The sequence below is a fragment of the Peribacillus asahii genome, assembly GCF_003570725.1.
Taxonomy (GTDB): Bacteria; Bacillota; Bacilli; order Bacillales; family DSM-1321; genus Peribacillus; species Peribacillus asahii.
The window spans coordinates 255,116-276,862 of sequence record NZ_QWVS01000013.1 but is presented as its reverse complement, the minus strand read 5'-3'; the positions used below and the strand labels follow the sequence as shown (position 1 = coordinate 276,862).

Here is a 21,747-nt window from a genome sequence, read left to right as displayed (position 1 = left end):
GAAGAATAATGACCACAATTGATACATCGCTTTTACTGTCTAATAATGTGCAAGAAAGAAAAGTAGGAGATGCATTAGGAAAAGACGATTTTCTAAAGCTACTTATTACTCAACTGCAAAATCAAGACCCAAGCAGTCCGATGGATAACGGTGAATTTATTGCACAAATGGCTACCTTCTCGACTATGGAACAAATGATTAATATTGGTTCTAAACTCGATACACTGATTGAAAATAATAAGCAAAGTGACTTGCTTAATTATAGTACATTTGTTGGTAAGGAAATCAAATGGCACTCAGTTGAAGAAAGTGGAGATAGTGAGGAAGCAATAATTAAGGAAGGAACGGGTGTAATCCAATCTGTGCAGTATAAAGGAGACAGCGTATACTTTTTTCTTGAAGATGGCACGAAATTAGAGCCAGGGAATATTTCAGAAGTACATAGCATTCCTTCTAATAGCCTTGCGACAGGCAGTGAATTAATTGGAAAACAAGTAACCTGGCAAGATGAAGATGGAAATGAATTGTCAGGGTTAATTCGTTCTGTCTTAATGAGTAATAATAAACTTCTCTATGAAGTAGATGATGAAAAAGGGACAAAGCTTACGAGTGATCAATTGATTAAAATTGCGAGTAAATAAAGAGATGAGACAAACAAGGTTTTAACCAATTATTACATAAATCTCTACCGGTATTACGAGTGAGATTTTGTTGGATAAATAGGCCTAATCTTTTAAGAGAGAGCCATGATTGCTCTAGAGGCAGTCAATAATCGAAAGGGGAAATGAAAAGATGCTTCGTTCAATGTACTCTGGTATTAGTGGATTAAAAAATATGCAAACAAAACTGGATGTAATCGGGAATAATATTGCCAATGTCAATACATATGGGTTTAAAAAAAGCCGTGTTACGTTTAGTGATACAATGAATCAAACGATTGCAGGAGCTAGCGCAGCGACAGAAAATAGAGGAGGAACAAACGCTAAGCAAGTAGGTCTAGGCTCTGCAATTGCATCAATTGATACTATTCATACGCAATCAAGTTTACAAAACACGAGTCGCGATCAAGACCTCGCAATTTCAGGAGACGGCTACTTTGTTGTCAAAAATGGTGATGCTGAATTCTACACGCGTGCGGGGAACTTTTACTTAGATGATAACGGAACACTTGTTACTTCGGATGGATTAAAAGTACAAGCATTTAAAGTGGACGCAGATGGAAATGTCACAAACGATTATGATGATGTATCGGTGAATGTGAACGCACTTATGCCGGCTGTAGCAACTAAGAAAATCACGTTTAAAGATAATTTATCAGCTGATTCCACACCGGGTGCTGCATCAGTTTTTACGCAACAAATCAAAGTAACGAATAAAGAAGGAAAAGCGGAGAGTTTAACAGTCTACTTTATGAAAAATATTGATGGGAAAACGTGGGGAGCTTATCTAAATGATCCTAGTAAGTCCGATGATGCTATTGCTACACCAAATCCAAAACCAGTAGATTGGGTTAATCCGCCAGCACCAACTGGAAAATTGGCAAATTTCACATTCTCAAATGGTAAAATAACAGCAGTAAATGGTACTTCTGTACCGGCTACAGCAACAACGGCCACAGCTACAGTAAAGGTAACAAAGTGGTCTGATGGACAAATAAGTACGGTTTATAATGGGGGAACGGGTATCCCTACTTATCCTCCTTATACAGATGCAAGTGGTAAATCTGTGACCACTCCTCCGGATGGGGTTAGTGAGGTTTTAAATTCAACATTTACATTAGATTTTACAAATCTTATGGAAAATAAAGGGACGACTACAGCTTCAATTAATCCTGATGGCAATGCCCAAGGTAAACTAGAAAGCTTCAATTTCGGTTCTTCTGGGGAAATCAATGGAGTGTATTCAAATGGTTTAGTTGTAACATTAGGTCAACTAGCGATTGCTAAATTTAGTAATTCATCTGGATTAATGAAAACAGCAGGAAATACGTTCCAAGAGTCGATTAACTCGGGTACAGCGGATATTAGTATTGCTGGAGATGGACGTGGGACCATTCGTTCTGGTTCTCTTGAAATGTCGAATGTCGATTTATCAGAAGAATTCACAGAAATGATCGTAACACAGCGTGCATTCCAATCAAACACAAAAGTTATCACAACATCTGATGAAATCCTACAGGAGCTTGTTAATTTAAAACGATAGGTTAAGGGAGGGATGAGGTTGGCTGATGGGTCAACCTCAATCATCATTATTAAAGTAACCCGATTGAATGGTAGAAGTTTTACGGTAAACGCCTTATATATAGAGGCAATTGAATCGTTGCCAGATACGACGATTACGTTTACGACGGGGAAGAAGATTGTTGTACGCGAGAAGGAAGAAGAAATCACACAAGCTATTATTCAATTTTACCGTGCTGTGAATGTTCTCGGATTTCGTCAGGACGTGGAGGGTATAGGTTATGAAGAATAAAGTGTTAACGATTATGCTGATTATGCTTGTTGCCATTTCGCTGTTAGGTGTATTGGTAGTTGTGGTGATTAATAAGATGAATGATACGGGTGTCGCAAATAGAGAACCATCCATTGATGAAATTGTGGAGGCGTCTGTTGAAATTCCAGAGATTACTACAAATCTTGCTGGCAATGACTATATTAAAATTTCGTTTACCATTCAAACCGATGGAAAAAAAGCAAAAGAAGAGTTAGAAAAGCGAAATTTCCAAGCGAAGAATATTATTATTACGGAATTGTCAGAAGTAAAGACAAGTGAATTAGCTGGGAAAGCAGGGAAAGAAAAGCTGCAGGAAGTCATTAAAAAAGAATTAAATGAATTAATGCAAGAAGGACAAGTTGAACAGGTGTATATCACCTCCTCAATCCTTCAATAAGAAATCTTTTGGGCAAACGCTCAAGTGAGCAGTTTTGGAGGTGATGGCGATTGTCTGGTGAAATATTATCACAAAGTGAAATTGATGCTTTGCTTTCAGCGCTTTCTACAGGAGAAATGGATGCTGAGGAGCTGAAAAAAGAAGAAGTTGAGAAAAGAGTTAAAGTTTATGACTTTAAACGAGCGCTTCGCTTCTCAAAAGACCAAATTCGAAGTTTAACGCGAATTCATGAAAATTTCGCGCGATTACTGACGACGTACTTTTCAGCACAGCTTCGAACGTATATTCATATAGCGGTGGCATCTGTTGACCAACTCCCGTATGAAGAATTTGTTCGTTCGATTCCGAAAATGACGATTTTAAATGTCTATGAAGTGCCGCCGTTAGACGGGCATATTATTCTGGAAATCAACCCGAATATTGCTTATGCGATGATGGATCGCGTGCTTGGGGGGAGAGGTGAAAGCGTAAATAAGGTCGACAATTTAACGGAAATTGAAACGAAAATTATGACGAGTTTATTTGAAAAGGCATTTGAGAATTTGCAGGAAGCATGGGCTACAATCGTTGATATTGATCCGATCATGACAGACTTTGAAGTGAATCCTCAGTTTTTACAACTTGTCTCACCTAATGATACAGTGATTGTTATTTCGTTAAATATTCAAGTAGGGGATACAACTGGAATGATTAATATGTGTATTCCGCATGTTGTATTAGAGCCGATTATACCGAATTTATCGGCGCATTACTGGATGCAGACTTCACAAAAAGAACGAAGTCCAGAAGAAATGGCGATGCTTGAAAAGAGAATTACGCATTCGGACATGATTGTTGCGGCGGAATTAGGAGAAACAAGCATTACTATTCATGATTTTCTACAACTAGATGTTGGCGATGTGATTGAGTTAAATCAACTCATTGATGCACCTTTAACTGTGAAAATCGGGGATGTTCCGAAATTTTACGGACAACCAGGTAAGGTAGGCAAAAAGCTAGCCATTCAGATTCTTGATATTTTGAAGGGGGGAGACGAAGATGGTAAGTGATGAGATGCTTTCTCAAGATGAGATTGATGCTCTGTTAAGAGGTGATACAGAGGATGACGTAAGTGAGGTGAGATCTCCCCTTAACGTAGAAGATTATTTATCGCCGATGGAACAGGATGCACTTGGTGAAATTGGAAATATTTCTTTTGGAAGTTCAGCAACCGCTCTATCCACTTTATTAAATCAAAAGGTAGATATTACAACGCCGACTGTTACATTAATTGAAAAAAGTAAATTAGCCGCTGAGTTTCCGCATCCATATGTGACGATTCAAGTGGAGTATACGGAAGGATTTTCTGGGGTTAATGTTCTAGTCATTAAACAAAGTGATGCTGCAATTATTGCAGATTTAATGCTGGGTGGTAATGGATTAAACCCAAGTGGCGATCTTGGAGAAATTCAATTAAGTGCTGTACAAGAGGCGATGAATCAAATGATGGGCTCAGCAGCTACTTCGATGTCGACCATTTTTAGTAAGAGAGTCGATATTTCACCGCCAAGCATTGATTTACTTGATATGGTCAGTGGAGAAGGAGAAAAGTCGATTCCAAACTCAGATCCACTGGCGAAAATTTCATTTCGATTGCGTGTCGGTGAGTTAATCGATTCTAATATTATGCAATTGTTACCATTGCCTTTTGCAAAAGGGTTGGTTGAGGAACTGATGGGCGGAGCAATTTCAGAGTCTGATCTGCCAGTACAGCCAGCAACGGCTCAAGTCGAGTCACCACAAGCTCAAGTCGCTCAAGCGGTTGAACAAGCAGCAGCAGTGCAGCAGCCAGTATATGAACAACCGATTCAACCAGATCAACCAGCTTATCAAATGCAGCAACCAGTACAAATGGCGAGTTCCCCGCAGCATTTTGGTACAGGTACAGTGGTGCCAAGTCAACCAGTGAATGTTCAACCAGCGAACTTTACAAGCTTTCAGCCTTATCAGCTTCAAGAGGCAGAAGCAAAAAATTTAAATATGTTAATGGATATTCCGCTTCAAGTAACCGTTGAATTAGGTCGAACTAAACAATCGGTTAAAGATATTTTGGAATTAGCGTCTGGTTCAATTATTGAGCTGGATAAATTAGCCGGTGAACCGGTTGATATTCTTGTGAACAGCCGCCTAATTGCTAAAGGTGAAGTGGTTGTTATTGATGAAAACTTTGGTGTTCGTGTGACAGACATTGTCAGTCAAAGCGATCGATTACAAAAATTAAGATAATTTCAGGGGGTATACAGGATATGGCACATAAAATTTTAATCGTTGATGATGCAGCATTTATGAGAATGATGATTAAGGATATTCTTGTGAAAAATGGATTTGAAATTGTTGGGGAAGCAGCTGATGGAGCACAAGCGGTACAACTGTTTCAAGACACACAGCCAGATTTAGTAACAATGGATATTACAATGCCGGAAATGGATGGTATTACAGCGCTTAAAGAAATTAAAAAAGTTAATCCGCAAGCCAAAGTAATTATGTGTTCGGCAATGGGACAGCAAGCGATGGTTATTGATGCGATTCAAGCGGGTGCAAAAGATTTTATCGTCAAGCCATTTCAGGCAGATCGCGTGTTAGAAGCCATTAATAAAGCGTTAAGCTAATAAAGTAAGAGGGTGTCATTCACTTGTTTTCTGTAAAAAAATTATGTCAAGTTTTGTTCGCCCTTGGCATTGTTTGTTTTTTTCAAACAATGCCTGTTCATGCAGAAAACCTTGATCAATCAGTGAAGGATATGTATGAGCAGCCTGAATCATCTAAAGCAGAAAATGCTGTGAAAGATGATTCAACAACCGAAGAGAAAGCTGTATCCTCTAGCGGTGTCGGGCTTTCTTTCTCGGACTTTTTCAGGATGATATTTGCGATGCTTTTTGTTGTAGCTTTGCTTTATATTGTTCTTCGGTTCATTAGTAAAAAGTCAAAGACGTATCAACAAGCCAATTTTATCGAAAATCTAGGTGGAACAAACTTAGGCAATAATCGCTCCGTTCAAATTGTGAAAGTAGGAGAGCGTGTGCTCCTTGTTGGAGTCGGCGAAAATATTCAACTGTTAACAGAAATTGAAGATGAAGAAGAGCGCCGACAATTACTAGAAGCCTATAATCAAAAATATGAACAAATGATGCAGCCCACTGATTTTGTAATGAAGTTAAAAAAGAAATGGACAAAATCAGCGGTGAGCGGAGAGTCATTTTCAAGTGAATTAAAAAATCAGTTAGAAGAAATGAGACAAAGTAGAAAGCAGCTAATGGATAAGCTTGATCAGAAAGGAAGAGACGATAAATGAGTGAGTTTATGGAGTTTTTCAATACTAGCGATCCTGCTAATGTCTCTACTTCTGTCAAGCTCCTTTTAATGCTGACGGTTTTATCTCTTGCTCCGAGTATTTTAATTTTAATGACTTGTTTTACAAGAATTATTATTGTGTTGGGATTTGTGCGAACGTCTCTTGCAACACAGCAAATGCCGCCGACTCAAGTGTTGATTGGCCTTGCCATGTTTATGTCTTTCTTCATTATGGCTCCGACATTTCAAGAGGTGAATAAACAAGCACTTACCCCTCTATTTGAAGAAAAGATTACGTTAGAGGAGGCGTATGAGAAAGCGTCAATCCCATTTAAAGAATTTATGAGCGAGCATACGAGGCAAAAGGACCTGGCGCTTTTTCTTGATTACGCCCAAATGGACCAGCCAAAGTCTATTCAAGATATTCCATTGACAGCACTAGTACCCGCTTTTGCGATTAGTGAAATGAAGACGGCTTTTCAAATTGGATTTATGATTTTTATACCATTTCTTGTGATCGATATGATTATTGCCAGTGTTTTAATGTCGATGGGGATGATGATGTTGCCGCCGGTCATGATTTCATTACCATTTAAGATTCTTCTCTTTGTGCTAGTAGATGGATGGTACTTAGTAGTCAAATCTTTATTACAAAGTTTTTAAGCAGGTGAAAAACGTTGAGTGCAGATTTTGTTATTGATGTAGCGGAACGAGGAATTTATACGATCTTGATTGTATCGGGGCCATTGTTATTAATTGCGCTAGGCGTTGGTTTAGCGATTAGTATCTTTCAGGCGACGACGCAAATTCAAGAACAAACACTTGCCTTTGTTCCGAAGATTGTTGCCGTTCTTATTGGCATTGTTTTTTTAGCACCGTGGATGATTAGCCATTTAATTTCATATACTGCGGAAATACTTGGAAACTTGAATCGTTTTGTAGGTTAGGGCATGGCAGAGATTCTACCCTATTTTCCCGCCTTTTTATTAATCTTTGTTCGTGTAACTACCTTTTTTGTTGTCCTGCCAATCTTCTCGCATCGATCGCTTCCGATGATGCATCGAATCGGATTTGGTTTTTTCCTTGCTTGGATTATGTATTACACGATTGAAGCGCCTGTATTAGAGATAGATTTGACTTATTACTTTTTGATTTTGAAGGAAGTGCTTGTTGGGCTGTTTATTGGCTTTGTTGCGTATATGATGATGTCAGCAATTCAAATTGCTGGGGGATTTATTGACTTTCAAATGGGGTTTGCGATGGCGAATGTTATTGACCCGCAAACAGGAGCGCAAAGTCCGCTAATGGGCCAATATATATATACCATTGCTTTATTGTTTTTATTAAGTACGAATGGTCATCATTTGTTGCTTGATGGTATTTTTTACAGCTATCAATTTATTCCGATTGATCAAGTATATGTACCGTTTGGAGATGAATCCATTATTGAATATTTGGCAAAGGCGTTTAGCCAATCCTTTGTTATTGCTTTGCAAATGTCGATTCCTGTTGTAGGAAGTGTTTTTTTAGTGGATGTGGCACTTGGAATTTTGGCGCGTACGGTTCCACAGCTTAATGTATTTGTTGTCGGAATTCCAGTTAAAATTGTGGCGGGTTTTATCGTACTTTTTGTTGTCATTGGAGCAATGATGCATGTTGTCACTAATTTATTTGAACTGATACTTATTGCTATGCGAAATTTGATGGAACTGATCGGAGGCAGGTAAGATGAATGAACTTCGGTTAGACTTGCAATTTTTCGCAGGAGAAAAAACAGAAAAAGCAACACCGAAAAAAAGGCAGGATTCTAGAAAAAAGGGGCAAGTTGCTAAAAGTCAAGATATAAATACCGCCATAAATTTACTCGCGGTGTTTGGAGTGCTTGTTATTACGGGGCCATTCATGTATGAACAGATTTTCGGTCTTATGCGAGAGTTTTTGCAAAATATGATGTTAGAAAGCGTGACAGAAGAAAATATTCAGGTGATGGTGTACGAAATATTGAAGATGATGGTCTTGACCCTTGCGCCTGTTTTTGTTACCGCTATGATTGCCGGGATGCTCGCGAATATCATGCAAGTTGGGTTTATGTTCTCAACAGAAACGATTCAATTTAAACTAGAAAAATTAGATCCGATTAAAGGATTTAAACGAATCGTCTCTATGCGAGCTATGGTGGAGTTATTAAAATCTATCTTAAAAATTTCGATTATCGGCTTTATTGCTTTTTTTGTGTTATGGAACCGTATGGATGAAGTGATGGTGCTTTCGCATATTCCTGTTAGTGATGCGCTTGTTTTGTTAGCGGATATTACGATTAAAATGGGACTATACGCCGCGGTTGCCTTGTTTTGTATAGCAATTCTTGATTATTTATATCAGAAATATGACTTTGAAAAAAACATTAGAATGTCCAAACAGGATATTAAAGATGAACATAAAAATTCTGAAGGGGACCCGCTCATCAAGTCTAAAATTAAGCAAAAGCAACGGCAAATGGCGATGCAGCGTATGATGCAAGAAGTACCAAATGCTGATGTGGTTATTACAAACCCCACACATTTTGCGATTGCTTTAAAATATGATGAACAAAAATCAGATGCTCCTCTTGTTGTAGCAAAGGGTGTCGATTTTGTCGCTCAGAAGATTAAATATATTGCAAAAGAAAATGATGTCATAATGGTTGAAAATCGCCCGTTAGCGCGAGCCTTATATGATCAAACAGAAGTCGGACAAGCAATACCGGAAGAGTTTTTTAAAGCAATAGCAGAAATACTTGCCTTCGTTTATAAAACGAAGGGGAAGATATAATGCCTTAAAGTAGCTAGTTAGGAGAGAAGAAAATGAAAGCGCGAGATTTAGTTGTTCTTATATCGGTTATCATGATTGTAGTCATGTTAATTATTCCTTTACCAACATGGTTGTTAAGTATTTTATTATTAATAAATATTTCTCTTGCGTTGTCGGTTCTTCTTATTACGATGAATATTAAAGAACCGCTAGAGTTTTCCGTTTTTCCGACTCTACTTTTATTGTTGACGTTGTTTCGATTAGGACTGAATGTTTCTACAACTCGTGCAATTTTAACGCATGGTGATGCAGGTGGGGTTGTAGAAACATTTGGATCGTTCGTTGTAGGTGGAAATGTGCTTGTCGGTTTAGTCGTCTTTATTATTTTAGTCATCATTAACTTTATTGTTATTACAAAAGGTTCGGAGCGTGTTTCAGAAGTAGCTGCTCGCTTTACATTGGATGCAATGCCAGGTAAGCAAATGTCGATTGATGCAGATTTAAATGCTGGAATGATTTCAGAAGCAGAAGCACGTGTAAGACGTGAAAAAATTAGTAGTGAAGCAGACTTTTATGGTTCCATGGACGGTGCGAGTAAATTTGTTAAAGGGGATGCCATTGCTGGAATTATTATCGTCATTATCAATTTAATCTTTGGGATTATGATTGGGATGTTGCAGTTAGGGTATTCGTTTGGCGATGCAGCGGCACATTTCTCGACACTGTCTATCGGGGACGGAATTGTCAGCCAAGTTCCGGCTCTATTAATTTCAACCGCAACTGGGATTGTTGTGACACGGGCTGCTTCTAATGGTAATTTGAGTGCCGATATTACATCACAGTTGTTTCAATATCCGAAAATGTTATATGTCACAGCTGGTACTATTTTTTGCCTAGGTTTATTTACGCCTATTTCGAATCTGTTTACAATTCCAATCGCTGCTGCACTAGCAATTGGAGCTTATATGATGGCAAAAGCTCCGAAACAAGATAAAGAGGATTTACAAGAGATTGAAGAAGAAATAGAAACGGACGAAATGAAAAGCCCAGAGAGCGTTGTCAATTTATTAAGCGTCGATCCAATCGAATTTGAATTTGGATATGGATTAATCCCGCTTGCCGATACAAATCAAGGTGGCGATTTATTAGATCGAGTCGTGATGATTCGCCGACAGCTTGCCATTGAAATGGGACTTGTCATTCCTGTTGTACGGATTCGCGATAATATTCAATTAAACCCGAATGAATATCGTTTGAAAATTAAAGGAAATGAGATGGCAAGGGGCGAGCTGCTGTTAAATCATTACTTAGCGATGAGTCCGGGGATTGAAGATGATTCGATTGAAGGAATTGATACGGTAGAGCCTTCCTTTGGGTTACCGGCTAAATGGATTGCCGAAGATATGAAAGAACATGCGGAAATGATGGGTTATACCGTTGTCGATCCACCGAGCGTTGTATCCACTCATTTAACAGAAGTGATTAAAGCTAATGCTCATGAGTTACTTGGCCGTCAAGAGACGAAACAGTTAATTGAGCATTTGCGTGAAACGGCGCCAATTCTTGTTGAAGAAGTGACACCAAGTCCGCTAGCGATTGGCGATGTTCAGAAAGTGTTGGCTAAATTACTAAAAGAAAAAGTATCGATTCGAAACTTACCTATTATCTTCGAAACACTTGCGGATTATGGGAAAATGTCGTCTGATACGGACCTGCTCACCGAATATGTACGTCAAAATTTAGCAAGACAGATTACGAATACATTAGCTGGGGGAGAACAGCGCCTTCAGGTTATTACTGTATCTGGCAAGGTGGAGAAAATTATTGCCGATGCTGTTCAACAAACGGAACATGGAAACTATTTATCGTTGGACCCAAATGACTCTCAACTCATTTTAGAAACGCTTGCAGCTAAACTAGAAGAGCTAGCCTTAATGGAGCAGCAACCTATTGTGCTTTGTTCACCAGCAGTTCGGATGTATGTGCGCCAATTAACAGAGCGTTATTTCCCGAATGTGCCGATTATTTCCTATAATGAGTTAGAAGCTAGCGTTGAAGTACAAAGTGTAGGGGTGGTGGATGTAGCGTGAAGGTAAAGAAGTATACAGCAGAGTCGATGACGGAAGCGATGAAATTTGTTCGTGAAGAATTAGGCGCAGATGCGGTTATTTTAAGCTCGAAACCGATATATATTGGTGGATTTTTAGGCTTGTTTAAAAAACGGCGTATTGAAGTTGTAGCGGCTATCGATTCAACAGCAGAATCCAATCAGACGGTTGTTAAGCAAGAACCAAGGAAAGTAAAGCCGTCATCTGTACTTGAACAATTGCCGAAGCCAGTTTCAAGTGAATCTATAAAGAAAGACCTGGAAACACCGAACTCTGATTTGTTAAAAGAAATTGCTGATTTAAAAGGAATGATTACGGGATTACGTGCTACAGGAACGGAGGATATTCACTATCCAGAATTGTTAGCGCCGGCTCATGCTGTTTTAGTGAAGCAAGAAATTGCTGCATCGATTCGTACGGAAGTAATGGATGTTTTAGTTGCGAAGTGGCGTATGGCGAAACATGAGGTCACCCAAGAAGAAGTGCAGGATTGGCTAAAATCCGCTTTGGCTGAGCAAATTGAATGGATTTCCAAAGAAGATCTGGCTTTTCAAAAGAAATATATTAATGTTGTCGGACCAACTGGAGTAGGTAAGACGACAACACTTGCTAAAGTTGCCGCTCAAACAGTATTAAAGGAGCGTAAGAAGGTAGCCTTTATTACGACGGACACATACCGAATTGCGGCGATTGATCAATTGAAAACTTATGCAAAAATTTTAAATGTGCCGATAGAGGTGGCTTATAATTTAGACGATTTTAAACGAGCAGCTGAGCGTTTTGCACACTATGATTTAGTATTTATTGATACGGCAGGAAGGAATTTTCGAAATGCTCAATACGTAAAGGACTTAGGGGACATTATTGATTTTACAGAGGAGATGGAAACGTATCTTGTGCTCAGTTTGACGTCTAAGCAAAGAGATATGGAGGATATTTATCGTCAATTTTCCACAATCCCTTTGAAACATATTATTTTTACGAAAGCGGATGAAACAGCGACATATGGAGCAATGATTAATATGATGCAACAATATCAATTAGCGCCTGCGTATATTACAAATGGGCAAAATGTACCCGATGATTTGATGAAGGCCACCCCTGTTAATATATTGAACTTATTATTTGGAGTTAAAGATGATGAAAGATCAAGCTGAAAATTTACGTCAGCAATTAGAGGACTATCGAAAGAAATCTATGGCGAAGACACTCGCAGTCATTAGTGGAAAAGGCGGAGTAGGAAAGTCAAATTTTTCGTTAAATTTCGCCATCGCTTTAGCGAAAAAAGGAAAAAGAGTTCTTCTGTTTGATATGGACATTGGTATGGGGAATATTGATATTTTAATTGGCAGACATTCGACATACAGCATTGTTGATTTTTTTGATCGAGGCCTTTCACTCGTCGATATTATGACAGCGGGACCGGAACAAATCTCCATTATTACAGGCGGTACAGGCTTAACGAATTTATTTTCACTTAGTGAAGTGAATTTTTCAAGGTTTATGGAAGAATTTAATGAATTATTGAATCAGTATGATTACATTTTGTTTGATATGGGTGCTGGAATTACGGAGGACTCGGTTAAGTTTCTTCTATGTGTGGATGAGTTAATCGTCATTTGTACACCAGAGCCGACAGCGGTTATGGATGCATACTCCGTTATGAAGTATTTACATTCTGTTAATCCAGAACTGCCATTTCTACTCGTTTGTAATCGTGTATTAACGATAAAAGAGGGACAGGAGACGATTACGCGTATTCAAAATGCACTGCGAAAGTTTTTGCGAAAAGAAGCCATTGTGTTAGGATGTCTCCCAGAGAATCGGACGGTATCAAATGCTGTATCAAGGCAAGTCCCTTTTATCGAGTACGATTCAGGATCGGATGTTTCAAAAGCTTTAATGAATCTTGTCCTCAGATATAACAATCATTCTTTTAACGAAGAGTGGACGTTGCCCAAAAGTAACTTTCTTCAAAATATGAAGCGATATTTTCTTGGAAGGTAGGCGGCTGATATGAAAAAAATAAAGGTTTTGGTTGTAGATGATTCAGCGTTCATGCGGAAGTTAATTGCGGAGTTTTTAACAGAAGATAGCAGGCTCGAAGTAGTCGGAAGTGCAAGGAATGGACAGGAGGCTATTAGTAAAATTCAATCGTTACGACCTGATGTTGTAACGTTGGATGTAGAAATGCCTATTATGAATGGCCTAGAAGCTTTAGGGGAAATTATGAAGGATTGTCCAACGCCTGTTGTCATGTTGTCGAGTACAACGAAAGAGGGAGCGGAAAATACACTTATAGCCATGCAAAATGGAGCGTTTGATTTTATCGCTAAGCCATCAGGGGCAATCTCACTAGATTTATATAAGGTAAAGCAGGAAATCATAGATAAAGTAGTTGCTGCGAGCCGGGCAAATGTTCACAAATTACAAAAAAATGCAGGAGAAATACAAAGAAATCTATCTGGATGTAAGAAATATAGTAAAATAGAATCAGAAGTATCTGTCGTTTCAAGTTATGCTATAAGAGATAGGGTCTATAGAAGTAAGAAAATTGTTTTGATTGGTACTTCTACTGGAGGACCGAGAGCGTTACAAACCGTATTGACTAATCTTCCACAGTCCATTAATGCACCGATTTTAGTTGTTCAGCATATGCCGCCGGGGTTCACGAAATCATTAGCAGAACGTTTAGATTCACTTTGTCATATTCATGTGAAAGAAGCGGAAGATGGTGAGCTGATTCAAAAAGGAACCGCGTATATTGCTCCTGGCGGGTTCCATTTGAAAGTGCGAAAGATTGGTACGGGTTTAGCGATTGTATTGGAACAATCTGAACCTCGTAACGGTCATCGTCCTTCTGTAGATGTTATGTTTGAGTCAGTGGCGAGTGAGTTAATAGATTTTACGAAAACAGCTGTCATTATGACCGGTATGGGAAGTGATGGGGCAAATGGTTTAACTGAATTGAAGAAAAAAGGGCAAGTGAAAGCTATTGCAGAGTCCCAAGAAACATCTATTGTATTCGGTATGCCAAAGGCAGCTATAGCCACTCATTTAATAGACAATGTAGAGAATGTAGAGAATATCGCCAAAACAATTGTAAAGTATTGCGAGTCTTAGGAGGTGCAGGGTTTATGGATATGAATCAGTATTTAGAAGTATTTATTGAGGAAAGTAAAGAACATCTTCAAATGTGTAGTGAGCAGTTATTAGAGCTTGAAAAGAATCCAGATGATTTATCCATTGTAAATGATATTTTCCGTGCAGCTCATACATTAAAAGGGATGTCTGCGACAATGGGATATGAAGACTTAGCTAATTTGACACATAAGATGGAAAATGTGTTAGATGCTATTCGTAATGAGCAGATTACATTACAGCCTGAAACGTTTGATACGTTATTTCTAGCCGTTGATGATTTAGAAGCGATGGTCTATTCCATTGCAGAAGGTGGCGAAGGAAAGCGAGATGTGAAGGACGTTGTGGAAAAACTACTTCTTATCGAAAAAGGTGAATCTCTTATTCCGACAGCAGCTAATGAAGTTTCAGCAGCAAGTGCTATACTTGAGCCGAAAATTGTAAATAGTGAATACGATGAATTTGAAATAACGGTTTTACAACAGTCTCAGGATCAAGGCTTTAATAGCTATGAACTAAAGATTAGTTTACGAGAAGATTGTTTATTAAAAGCAGCGCGCGTGTTTATGGTGTTTGAAGTATTAGAGAAAATCGGTGAGGTTATTAAATCAAATCCACCGGTTGAACAGCTAGAGGAAGAACAATTTGATCACAGTTTTTCTGTCACAATGGTAACGAAGGAATCTGTTGAGGATGTTCAGAAGAAAGTAATGAAAGTTTCTGAAGTAGATAAGGTTCAAGTACATACGATTGATCTCGAGCATTTGCGAATACCGGTTCCTGTAGAGGAACAAGAGCCAGTTGTAACAGCTAGTCAAGAGGCGCCAGTTGTGACAACAGTTGCAACAGAACAAACAAAAAAAGAAGAGAAAAAGCAAGCGCCTGTTAAATCCAATTCAAGTAAAACGATTCGGGTAAATATTGAACGTTTAGATATTTTAATGAATTTATTTGAAGAATTAGTTATTGACCGAGGCAGATTAGACCAAATCTCACGTGATTTGGATAATCAAGAGCTTCATGAAACTGTAGAAAGAATGTCACGTGTGACAAGTGACTTACAAACTATTGTGTTAAATATGCGAATGGTCCCGGTTGAAACGGTCTTTAACCGTTTTCCGAAAATGGTTCGTCAGTTAGCACGTGATTTAAATAAAAAAGTAGATTTACAGATTGTTGGTGCCGAAACAGAGTTGGATCGTACGGTCATTGATGAAATTGGCGATCCGCTCGTACATTTATTGAGAAATGCGATGGACCATGGAATTGAAAGACCTGAAGTGCGTTTAGCAAATGGGAAGCCGGAGGAAGGGAAGATTCTTCTAAAAGCGTACCATAGTGGAAATCATGTTTTTATTGAAATTGAAGATGATGGAGCAGGAATTAATAGAGAGCGTGTATTGAATAAAGCTATTGCAAACGGAATTCTTTCGGAAGAAGCGGTAGCCACTCTCACAGATAAGCAAGTGTATGAGTTAATTTTAGCTTCAGGTTTCTCCACTGCTGAAAAAATTTCTGATGTATCTGGACGCGGTGTTGGTTTAGATGTAGTGAAAAATACGATTGAGTCTCTTGGTGGAAGTGTGACGATTGATTCTAAAGAAGGGGCCGGTTCTGTTTTTTTAATTCAGCTTCCGCTCACACTTTCCATTATTTCAGTCATGCTTGTTGAGATTCAAAAAGAAAAGTATGCGATCCCACTTTCTTCTATTATAGAGACAGCTATTATTAAAAAAGAAGATATTATGAATGCGCACAATCAGCAAGTTATTGATTTTAGAGGGAAAATTCTTCCACTTTTATTCTTGAAGGATATTTTTGAAGTACCTGAGTTCGGTAAAGAGGATGAGTTCTTATCAGTTGTTATTGTTAGAAAAGGCGATAAGATGGCTGGTTTAGTCGTGGATTCGTTCATTGGCCAACTTGAGGTTGTCTTAAAATCGTTAGGAGATTATTTAAGTACAGCTTTTGCGATTTCTGGAGCAACGATTTTAGGGGATGGACAAGTTGCGTTAATTATTGATTGTAATGCGCTTATTAATTAATGCCTAAAAGAAAACGAGCAGTAAGCCCTCAACTCAAGCTGTATGAGGAAACAAAGAAGATAGGGACGCCTGTTCGGAAAGGTCCAATTAGTTGAACTTTATTTTCTGCGATGGAGTTTTGTTCAAAAATACATAAGTTTAGAAGAAAAGGAGGAGAAGAGCATGACAGCAGTGTCCACGGAGCAAGAGATGAAGATTATTGTATTCCAAATTAAAGACAAAGAATATGCCTTGCCAGTTGAGCGTGTAAGAGGGATTGAAAAGCTTCTACATATTACGAGAGTACCTAAAACATTGCCATTTATTAAAGGTGTCATTAATTTACGAGGTGTGATTACGCCAATCATTGATTTAAGAATTCGTTTTGGCTTTGATGAAGTTGTTTATAACGAATCTACAAGAATTATCATTGTTGTGATTGAGGGGATGGAAGTGGGATTAATCGTGGATTCAGCTAATGATGTAATGGATATTCCTGTCGCTAGTATTGAACCTCAGCCTGAAGTGGTTGGTCATCGTATAGATGAGTATATTAGCGGTGTTGCTAAAATTGATAAACGGTTATTAATTTTGGTGAACCTAGAGAAGACTCTTTCATTAGATGCCCTTCAAGAATCTATGAGAAAAGAAGGGTAAATTATGTCTTTTATTGAGAAAATCAATAGTTTGCATCTCGATGTATTGAAAGAGATTGGGAATATTGGAGCAGCTCATGCAGCAACCGCCCTTTCTGGAATCTTGAATCAAAAAATTGAGATGAGCGTTCCTAATGTACGGATTGTTTCTTTCGATCAAATGATGGAATTGGCAGGCGGTCCGGAAAATGTAGTTGCGAGCGTATTTTTAAGGCTTGAGGGGGATGTGACTGGAAGCATGTTCTTTATTCTATCGCTGCCAGCTGCTACTTATTTTATTCAACAGATGATTGGGAATGATTCATTCATCTTTGAATCAGAGTCCCCCCATTCAGAAATGTCCTTGTCTTGTTTGCAGGAGTTAGGAAATATTTTATCCGGTTCTTATTTATCTTCGCTGTCTGACTTTACTAATCTATATCTCTATCCGTCTGTACCATCGCTTACAATTGACATGGTTGGTGCAACGATTAGCTTTGGTTTATTGGAGCTCTCACAAGTAAGTGATTATGCAATTGTGATTGATACGGTTCTTGAGAAGGAAGGGGATGGATCAGGTGCGATGAATGGACATTTCTTTTTATTACCTGATCCAGATTCTTTTGAAGTTATTTTTAACTCATTAGGGGTGGCGACAGATGGTTGAGTTGAGAGATCCCCATATTGTGAAAGTTGGAATAGCGGATATGAATATTGTTAAATCTCCATCATTGATACGAACATCAGGTTTAGGTTCATGTGTGGGCGTTATTGTTTATGATGAAAAGAAAGAACTAGCTGGATTAGCCCATGTGATGCTGCCGGATTCATCTCTTGCTAAATCTGGCAGCATCAATACGGCTAAGTTCGCTGACACAGCGATTAAAGAGTTAGTTAATCGACTTGTAATAAAGGGTGCGAGAGCGTCGGTACTAAAAGCAAAAATGGCTGGCGGTGCACAAATGTTTCAATTCTTCTCCGGTGGAGATATGATGCGAATCGGGCCCAGAAATGTAGAGGCTGTTCGAAAGGGATTAGCTAATTTAAATATTCCAATTATAGCGGAAGATGTCGGGGGAAATAGCGGGCGAACGATTGAATTTAATCCTAAGACTTGTTTGCTTAATATTCGCACCGTTAATAAAGGTACGAGAAATATATAATGATAGATTAAATCACTTTTCATTGGATTAGGTAAAGGGCTAGTTGAAAAAAGCTTCAAAAAGTAACTTTCTCTGGCCTTATATTAAAAAATGTTAGGAGGAATCCCATGTCTCAGCTGACTATCGGAGAAGAGCAGTTATGTTGGAAAAATTGGATTGACTGTCGCGATCCACAAGCGGGAAATACATTAGTGGAAAAGTATCTTCCGCTTGTTTCTTATCATGTGCAGCGCATCTCTGTTAATCTACCAAAAAATGTTAGTCGTGATGATATAAGAAGTTTAGGGATGATGGGGTTGTTTGATGCGTTAGAACGTTTCGACCCAGAGCGAGACTTTAAATTTGATACATATGCTTCTTTTCGCGTTCGAGGGGCTATTCTTGATGGTTTAAGAAAGGAAGATTGGCTGCCGCGTAGTGCAAGGGAAAAATCAAAAAAAATTGAAGCGACTATTGAAAAACTAGAGCAAAAGCTAATGAGGGATGTTACGCCAGCAGAAGTTGCTGCAGAGCTGAATATTTCAGAAGATGATGTATATGCCGCATTAAATGAAAATTTCTTTGCTAATGTATTGTCTATAGATGAGCACCCACAAGATCAAGAAGAAAAAGAAAGTGCTAGCTTTCATATAAAAGATGAGCATGCAAGGCTTCCTGAAGATTATTTGTTACAAGAAGAATCGTATGTAGAATTATCTAAGATGATTGAAACGTTAAATGCGAAGGAGCAGCTTGTTCTACAACTTTTTTATAAAGAAGAACTCACTTTAACCGAAATCGGTCAAGTAATGGGGTTATCCACCTCAAGAATTTCACAAATTCATTCGAGGTCCATTTATAAATTGCGCAATGTGATGCAAGGTGTAAAGTACGAGTAATAGAACCGTTTTTAAAGCAAAATAAAAAGAAAAAGAGAAAAACTACCGGACAAAGTCAGTCTTATCCTTACCCAGGAAAAGCGATGGACAATTCTAGTTAAGAGGGATTCTATGTCAGTACTATTCATGTTTATACTCTTTCTTTTGAATATTTTTTCGATATTTGCCATTATTGTTTTATTTGTACGTCAAAATCGTTTTCATCAAGCGGAAAAAAATCAAAAGGCTGTTATTGCAGAAATGGAAGAGTTAATGACAGGCTATATTATAGAAATGAAAGAAGAAAACGAAGCTTTGCTAGAAAAGCTTATGCAAAAGGGATTGACAGGAGTTAAAGGAAACAAAGAACAACAAACAGAGTTGCCCCATCCGGCACCCGCCGTTGTCATTGAAAAGTCTGAGGAGGAAGCGGTACATACGATAAAGCATAAAGCAGTAGCTGCTTATACAAATCCATCACTTACACAAGAAGATAGAGAATTTGATTTGCCGATTCATAAGAATGACCGCTTAGAGCTATCAGCTGAATCGAAAGAGAAAGAGATGGATAAGCGGAACGAAAGTGTGCATCCAAGCTTTTCTGATACGTTACAAACGTCGTTAAATGGACAATCTCGCCAGCTAGAACCATCTCTTCATGAACAGGCACTTGTGCTTTTAGAACAAGGTTTATCAGTTGAAGAAATTGCAAAATCCTTAAAACGAGGAAAAACTGAAATTGAACTTTTACTAAAATTTCAACTTAATGAATAGATAGTGCTTGCTTGTGCTTTGCATGTATGCTATATTATGAAATGGTGTTAATACACACGCTTTGCGATTCAAACAGATGGTGCTGTTCATAAACAGTTTCTGTAGGAAAATGACCGAAGCGGAGGAAAAACAAAACCGTTTAGGAGGAAATTATAATGTCAGTTATTTCAATGAAACAATTGCTTGAAGCTGGTGTACACTTCGGACACCAAACACGCCGTTGGAACCCAAAAATGAAGAAGTATATCTTCACGGAGCGTAACGGAATTTACATCATCGACTTACAAAAAACAGTGAAAAAGGTTGAAGAAGCTTACAACTTCGTTAAAGAAATCGCAGCTAACGGAGGAACTGTTCTTTTCGTGGGTACGAAAAAACAAGCTCAAGAATCAGTTAAAGAAGAAGCGATCCGTTCTGGTCAATTCTATGTAAACCAACGCTGGTTAGGTGGAACTTTAACAAACTTTGAAACAATTCAAAAGCGTATTAAACGTCTTAAAGACATTGAAAAAATGGAAGCAGATGGCGTTTTCGACGTACTTCCTAAAAAAGAAGTTATCCAACTTAAAAAAGAGTGGGATCGCTTAGAAAAATTCTTAGGCGGTATTAAAGAAATGAAATCTATTCCAGACGCAATCTTTGTTATCGACCCACGTAAAGAGCGTATTGCTGTAGCTGAAGCACATAAATTAAACATTCCACTTGTTGGTATTGTTGATACAAACTGTGATCCAGACGAAATCGATGTAGTTATTCCTGCGAATGACGATGCGATTCGCGCTGTTAAATTATTAACAGGTAAAATGGCAGATGCTATTTTAGAAGCTAAGCAAGGCGAAGAAACAGCAATTGAAACAGAAACAGAAACTACAACTGCTTAATTGAGCCGCAAAAAAAGGTGATAAGAGGATAATGCCTTTTATCCCTTTTTTTTGCAAAATTATCACCTACATAAAGTTATGTAGTTTTTGGCAAAATAATAACAAATTGAATAAAATGTATCCGTATTGAGGAGGAGTAATAATATGGCAATTACTGCACAGTTAGTTAAAGAATTGCGCGAAAAAACAGGCGCTGGTATGATGGACTGTAAAAAGGCACTTGTAGAAACAGATGGAGATATGGAAAAAGCAATTGATTTCCTACGCGAAAAAGGAATTGCGAAAGCAGCTAAAAAAGGTGATCGTATTGCAGCAGAAGGATTAACTTCTATCCTTGTTGAAGGAAACAAAGCCGTAATCCTTGAAGTAAACTCTGAAACAGACTTCGTTGCGAAAAACGAAGGGTTCCAAACGCTTGTAAAAGAGCTTGCAGCTCACATTCTTGCTAATAATCCTGAATCTGTTGAAGCGGCACTTGAGCAAACAATGGAAAACGGTGTAAAAGTTGCAGATCACATCAACGCTGCAATTGCTACAATCGGAGAAAAATTATCTTTACGTCGTTTCCAAGTAGTAACAAAAACAGATAGCGATGCTTTCGGTGCATACCTTCACATGGGTGGACGTATCTCTGTACTTTCTGTTCTTGAAGGAACAACTGATGAAGAAGCAGCGAAAGACGTGTCTATGCACATCGCAGCACTTAATCCTAAATATGTTTCTCGCGACCAAGTGGATGCTAGTGAATTAGAACGTGAGCGTGAAGTTTTAACACAACAAGCACTTAACGAAGGTAAACCAGAAAAAATCGTTGCTAAAATGGTAGAAGGTCGTATTAACAAATTCTACGAAGAAATCTGTGTAAATGAACAAGCATTTGTTAAAAACCCGGATGTTAAAGTAGGTCAATTTGTTGAATCAAAAGGCGGAAAAATTCAATCATTCATTCGTTTCGAAGTAGGCGAAGGGATTGAAAAACGCGAAGATAACTTTGCTGAAGAAGTAATGGCGCAAGTGAAAAAAGACTAATTGTAACAAAAATGATTGAATAGGGGACACTATGGTGTTCCCTATTTTTGAACCGTCATGATTAAGCTGATCATGCTTTCGTGATGTTAGGCTAAGCGGCCGGTTTTGATCGGGCCGGTTGTGCT

At 38.4% G+C, this 21,747-nt stretch carries 24 protein-coding genes; all 24 read left to right on the top strand.

Features of this window, described 5'->3' with window-relative positions:
* Positions 1 to 8 precede the first annotated feature (8 nt).
* The 24 genes from flgD (at position 9) to tsf (ending at position 21,622) form a co-directional block, all read left to right on the top strand.
* Positions 9 to 641, top strand: a complete 633-nt coding sequence (gene flgD, locus D1953_RS07595; protein ID WP_245979973.1) for a flagellar hook assembly protein FlgD — start codon at positions 9 to 11, stop codon at positions 639 to 641.
* Between the two features lie 151 nt (positions 642 to 792).
* Positions 793 to 2,202, top strand: a complete 1,410-nt coding sequence (locus tag D1953_RS07590; RefSeq protein ID WP_119116557.1) for a flagellar hook protein FlgE — start codon at positions 793 to 795, stop codon at positions 2,200 to 2,202.
* Positions 2,203 to 2,220: 18 nt separating this feature from the next.
* Entirely contained in the window at positions 2,221 to 2,472 is a 252-nt protein-coding gene (locus D1953_RS07585) for a flagellar FlbD family protein (RefSeq protein WP_425454255.1), read from the top strand.
* Positions 2,462 to 2,890: a flagellar basal body-associated protein FliL gene (fliL, locus tag D1953_RS07580; protein ID WP_119116556.1), complete on the top strand. Its 429-nt coding sequence runs from the start codon at positions 2,462 to 2,464 to the stop codon at positions 2,888 to 2,890. Before D1953_RS07585 ends, fliL begins: the two co-directional genes overlap by 11 nt.
* Positions 2,891 to 2,940: 50 nt before the next feature.
* Positions 2,941 to 3,939, top strand: coding sequence for a flagellar motor switch protein FliM (gene fliM / locus D1953_RS07575; protein WP_119116555.1), 999 nt, complete (start codon positions 2,941 to 2,943; stop codon positions 3,937 to 3,939).
* Positions 3,929 to 5,155 carry a flagellar motor switch phosphatase FliY gene (gene fliY / locus D1953_RS07570; RefSeq protein WP_119116554.1) on the top strand — a complete coding sequence of 409 codons (1,227 nt, stop codon included), beginning with the start codon at positions 3,929 to 3,931 and terminating at the stop codon, positions 5,153 to 5,155. Before fliM ends, fliY begins: the two co-directional genes overlap by 11 nt.
* Before the next feature lie 20 nt (positions 5,156 to 5,175).
* A complete protein-coding gene (locus D1953_RS07565) occupies positions 5,176 to 5,538 on the top strand; it encodes a response regulator (protein ID WP_119116553.1) in 363 nt (120 codons plus the stop codon).
* Positions 5,539 to 5,561: 23 nt separating this feature from the next.
* The gene (gene fliO, locus D1953_RS07560; RefSeq protein WP_119116552.1) at positions 5,562 to 6,221 is read left to right on the top strand and encodes a flagellar biosynthetic protein FliO; all 660 of its coding nucleotides are present in this window, start codon (positions 5,562 to 5,564) and stop codon (positions 6,219 to 6,221) included.
* Positions 6,218 to 6,883, top strand: coding sequence for a flagellar type III secretion system pore protein FliP (gene fliP / locus D1953_RS07555; RefSeq protein ID WP_119116551.1), 666 nt, complete (start codon positions 6,218 to 6,220; stop codon positions 6,881 to 6,883). Before fliO ends, fliP begins: the two co-directional genes overlap by 4 nt.
* A 14-nt stretch (positions 6,884 to 6,897) precedes the next feature.
* Positions 6,898 to 7,167, top strand: a complete 270-nt coding sequence (gene fliQ, locus D1953_RS07550) for a flagellar biosynthesis protein FliQ (RefSeq protein ID WP_119116550.1) — start codon at positions 6,898 to 6,900, stop codon at positions 7,165 to 7,167.
* Positions 7,168 to 7,170: 3 nt separating this feature from the next.
* The gene (gene fliR / locus D1953_RS07545) at positions 7,171 to 7,947 is read left to right on the top strand and encodes a flagellar biosynthetic protein FliR (RefSeq protein WP_119116549.1); all 777 of its coding nucleotides are present in this window, start codon (positions 7,171 to 7,173) and stop codon (positions 7,945 to 7,947) included.
* Position 7,948: 1 nt separating this feature from the next.
* Complete coding sequence (gene flhB, locus D1953_RS07540) at positions 7,949 to 9,031, top strand: flagellar biosynthesis protein FlhB (protein WP_119116548.1); 1,083 nt, start codon at positions 7,949 to 7,951, stop codon at positions 9,029 to 9,031.
* 32 nt (positions 9,032 to 9,063) lie between these two features.
* Complete coding sequence (gene flhA / locus D1953_RS07535; protein WP_119116547.1) at positions 9,064 to 11,100, top strand: flagellar biosynthesis protein FlhA; 2,037 nt, start codon at positions 9,064 to 9,066, stop codon at positions 11,098 to 11,100.
* Positions 11,097 to 12,275: a flagellar biosynthesis GTPase FlhF gene (gene flhF, locus D1953_RS07530; RefSeq protein ID WP_119116546.1), complete on the top strand. Its 1,179-nt coding sequence runs from the start codon at positions 11,097 to 11,099 to the stop codon at positions 12,273 to 12,275. The genes flhA and flhF overlap by 4 nt, the downstream gene beginning before the upstream one ends.
* Positions 12,256 to 13,125 (top strand): MinD/ParA family protein, encoded by an 870-nt coding sequence (locus D1953_RS07525; RefSeq protein ID WP_245979971.1) that lies wholly within the window; start codon positions 12,256 to 12,258, stop codon positions 13,123 to 13,125. Before flhF ends, D1953_RS07525 begins: the two co-directional genes overlap by 20 nt.
* A gap of 9 nt (positions 13,126 to 13,134) precedes the next feature.
* Entirely contained in the window at positions 13,135 to 14,241 is a 1,107-nt protein-coding gene (locus tag D1953_RS07520) for a protein-glutamate methylesterase/protein-glutamine glutaminase (RefSeq protein WP_119116544.1), read from the top strand.
* Between the two features lie 14 nt (positions 14,242 to 14,255).
* The gene (locus D1953_RS07515) at positions 14,256 to 16,304 is read left to right on the top strand and encodes a chemotaxis protein CheA (RefSeq protein WP_119116543.1); all 2,049 of its coding nucleotides are present in this window, start codon (positions 14,256 to 14,258) and stop codon (positions 16,302 to 16,304) included.
* A 162-nt stretch (positions 16,305 to 16,466) separates the two neighbouring features.
* Positions 16,467 to 16,940, top strand: coding sequence for a chemotaxis protein CheW (locus D1953_RS07510; protein ID WP_119116542.1), 474 nt, complete (start codon positions 16,467 to 16,469; stop codon positions 16,938 to 16,940).
* 3 nt (positions 16,941 to 16,943) lie between these two features.
* Positions 16,944 to 17,585: a chemotaxis protein CheC gene (locus D1953_RS07505; RefSeq protein ID WP_119116541.1), complete on the top strand. Its 642-nt coding sequence runs from the start codon at positions 16,944 to 16,946 to the stop codon at positions 17,583 to 17,585.
* The gene (locus D1953_RS07500; RefSeq protein WP_119116540.1) at positions 17,578 to 18,081 is read left to right on the top strand and encodes a chemotaxis protein CheD; all 504 of its coding nucleotides are present in this window, start codon (positions 17,578 to 17,580) and stop codon (positions 18,079 to 18,081) included. The genes D1953_RS07505 and D1953_RS07500 overlap by 8 nt, the downstream gene beginning before the upstream one ends.
* A gap of 107 nt (positions 18,082 to 18,188) precedes the next feature.
* Positions 18,189 to 18,959, top strand: a complete 771-nt coding sequence (locus D1953_RS07495; protein ID WP_119116539.1) for a FliA/WhiG family RNA polymerase sigma factor — start codon at positions 18,189 to 18,191, stop codon at positions 18,957 to 18,959.
* Between the two features lie 111 nt (positions 18,960 to 19,070).
* Entirely contained in the window at positions 19,071 to 19,712 is a 642-nt protein-coding gene (locus D1953_RS07490; RefSeq protein WP_119116538.1) for a hypothetical protein, read from the top strand.
* 155 nt (positions 19,713 to 19,867) lie between these two features.
* The gene (gene rpsB / locus D1953_RS07485; RefSeq protein WP_119116537.1) at positions 19,868 to 20,593 is read left to right on the top strand and encodes a 30S ribosomal protein S2; all 726 of its coding nucleotides are present in this window, start codon (positions 19,868 to 19,870) and stop codon (positions 20,591 to 20,593) included.
* Between the two features lie 144 nt (positions 20,594 to 20,737).
* A complete protein-coding gene (tsf, locus tag D1953_RS07480; RefSeq protein WP_119116536.1) occupies positions 20,738 to 21,622 on the top strand; it encodes a translation elongation factor Ts in 885 nt (294 codons plus the stop codon).
* The last annotated feature ends 125 nt before the right edge of the window (positions 21,623 to 21,747 follow it).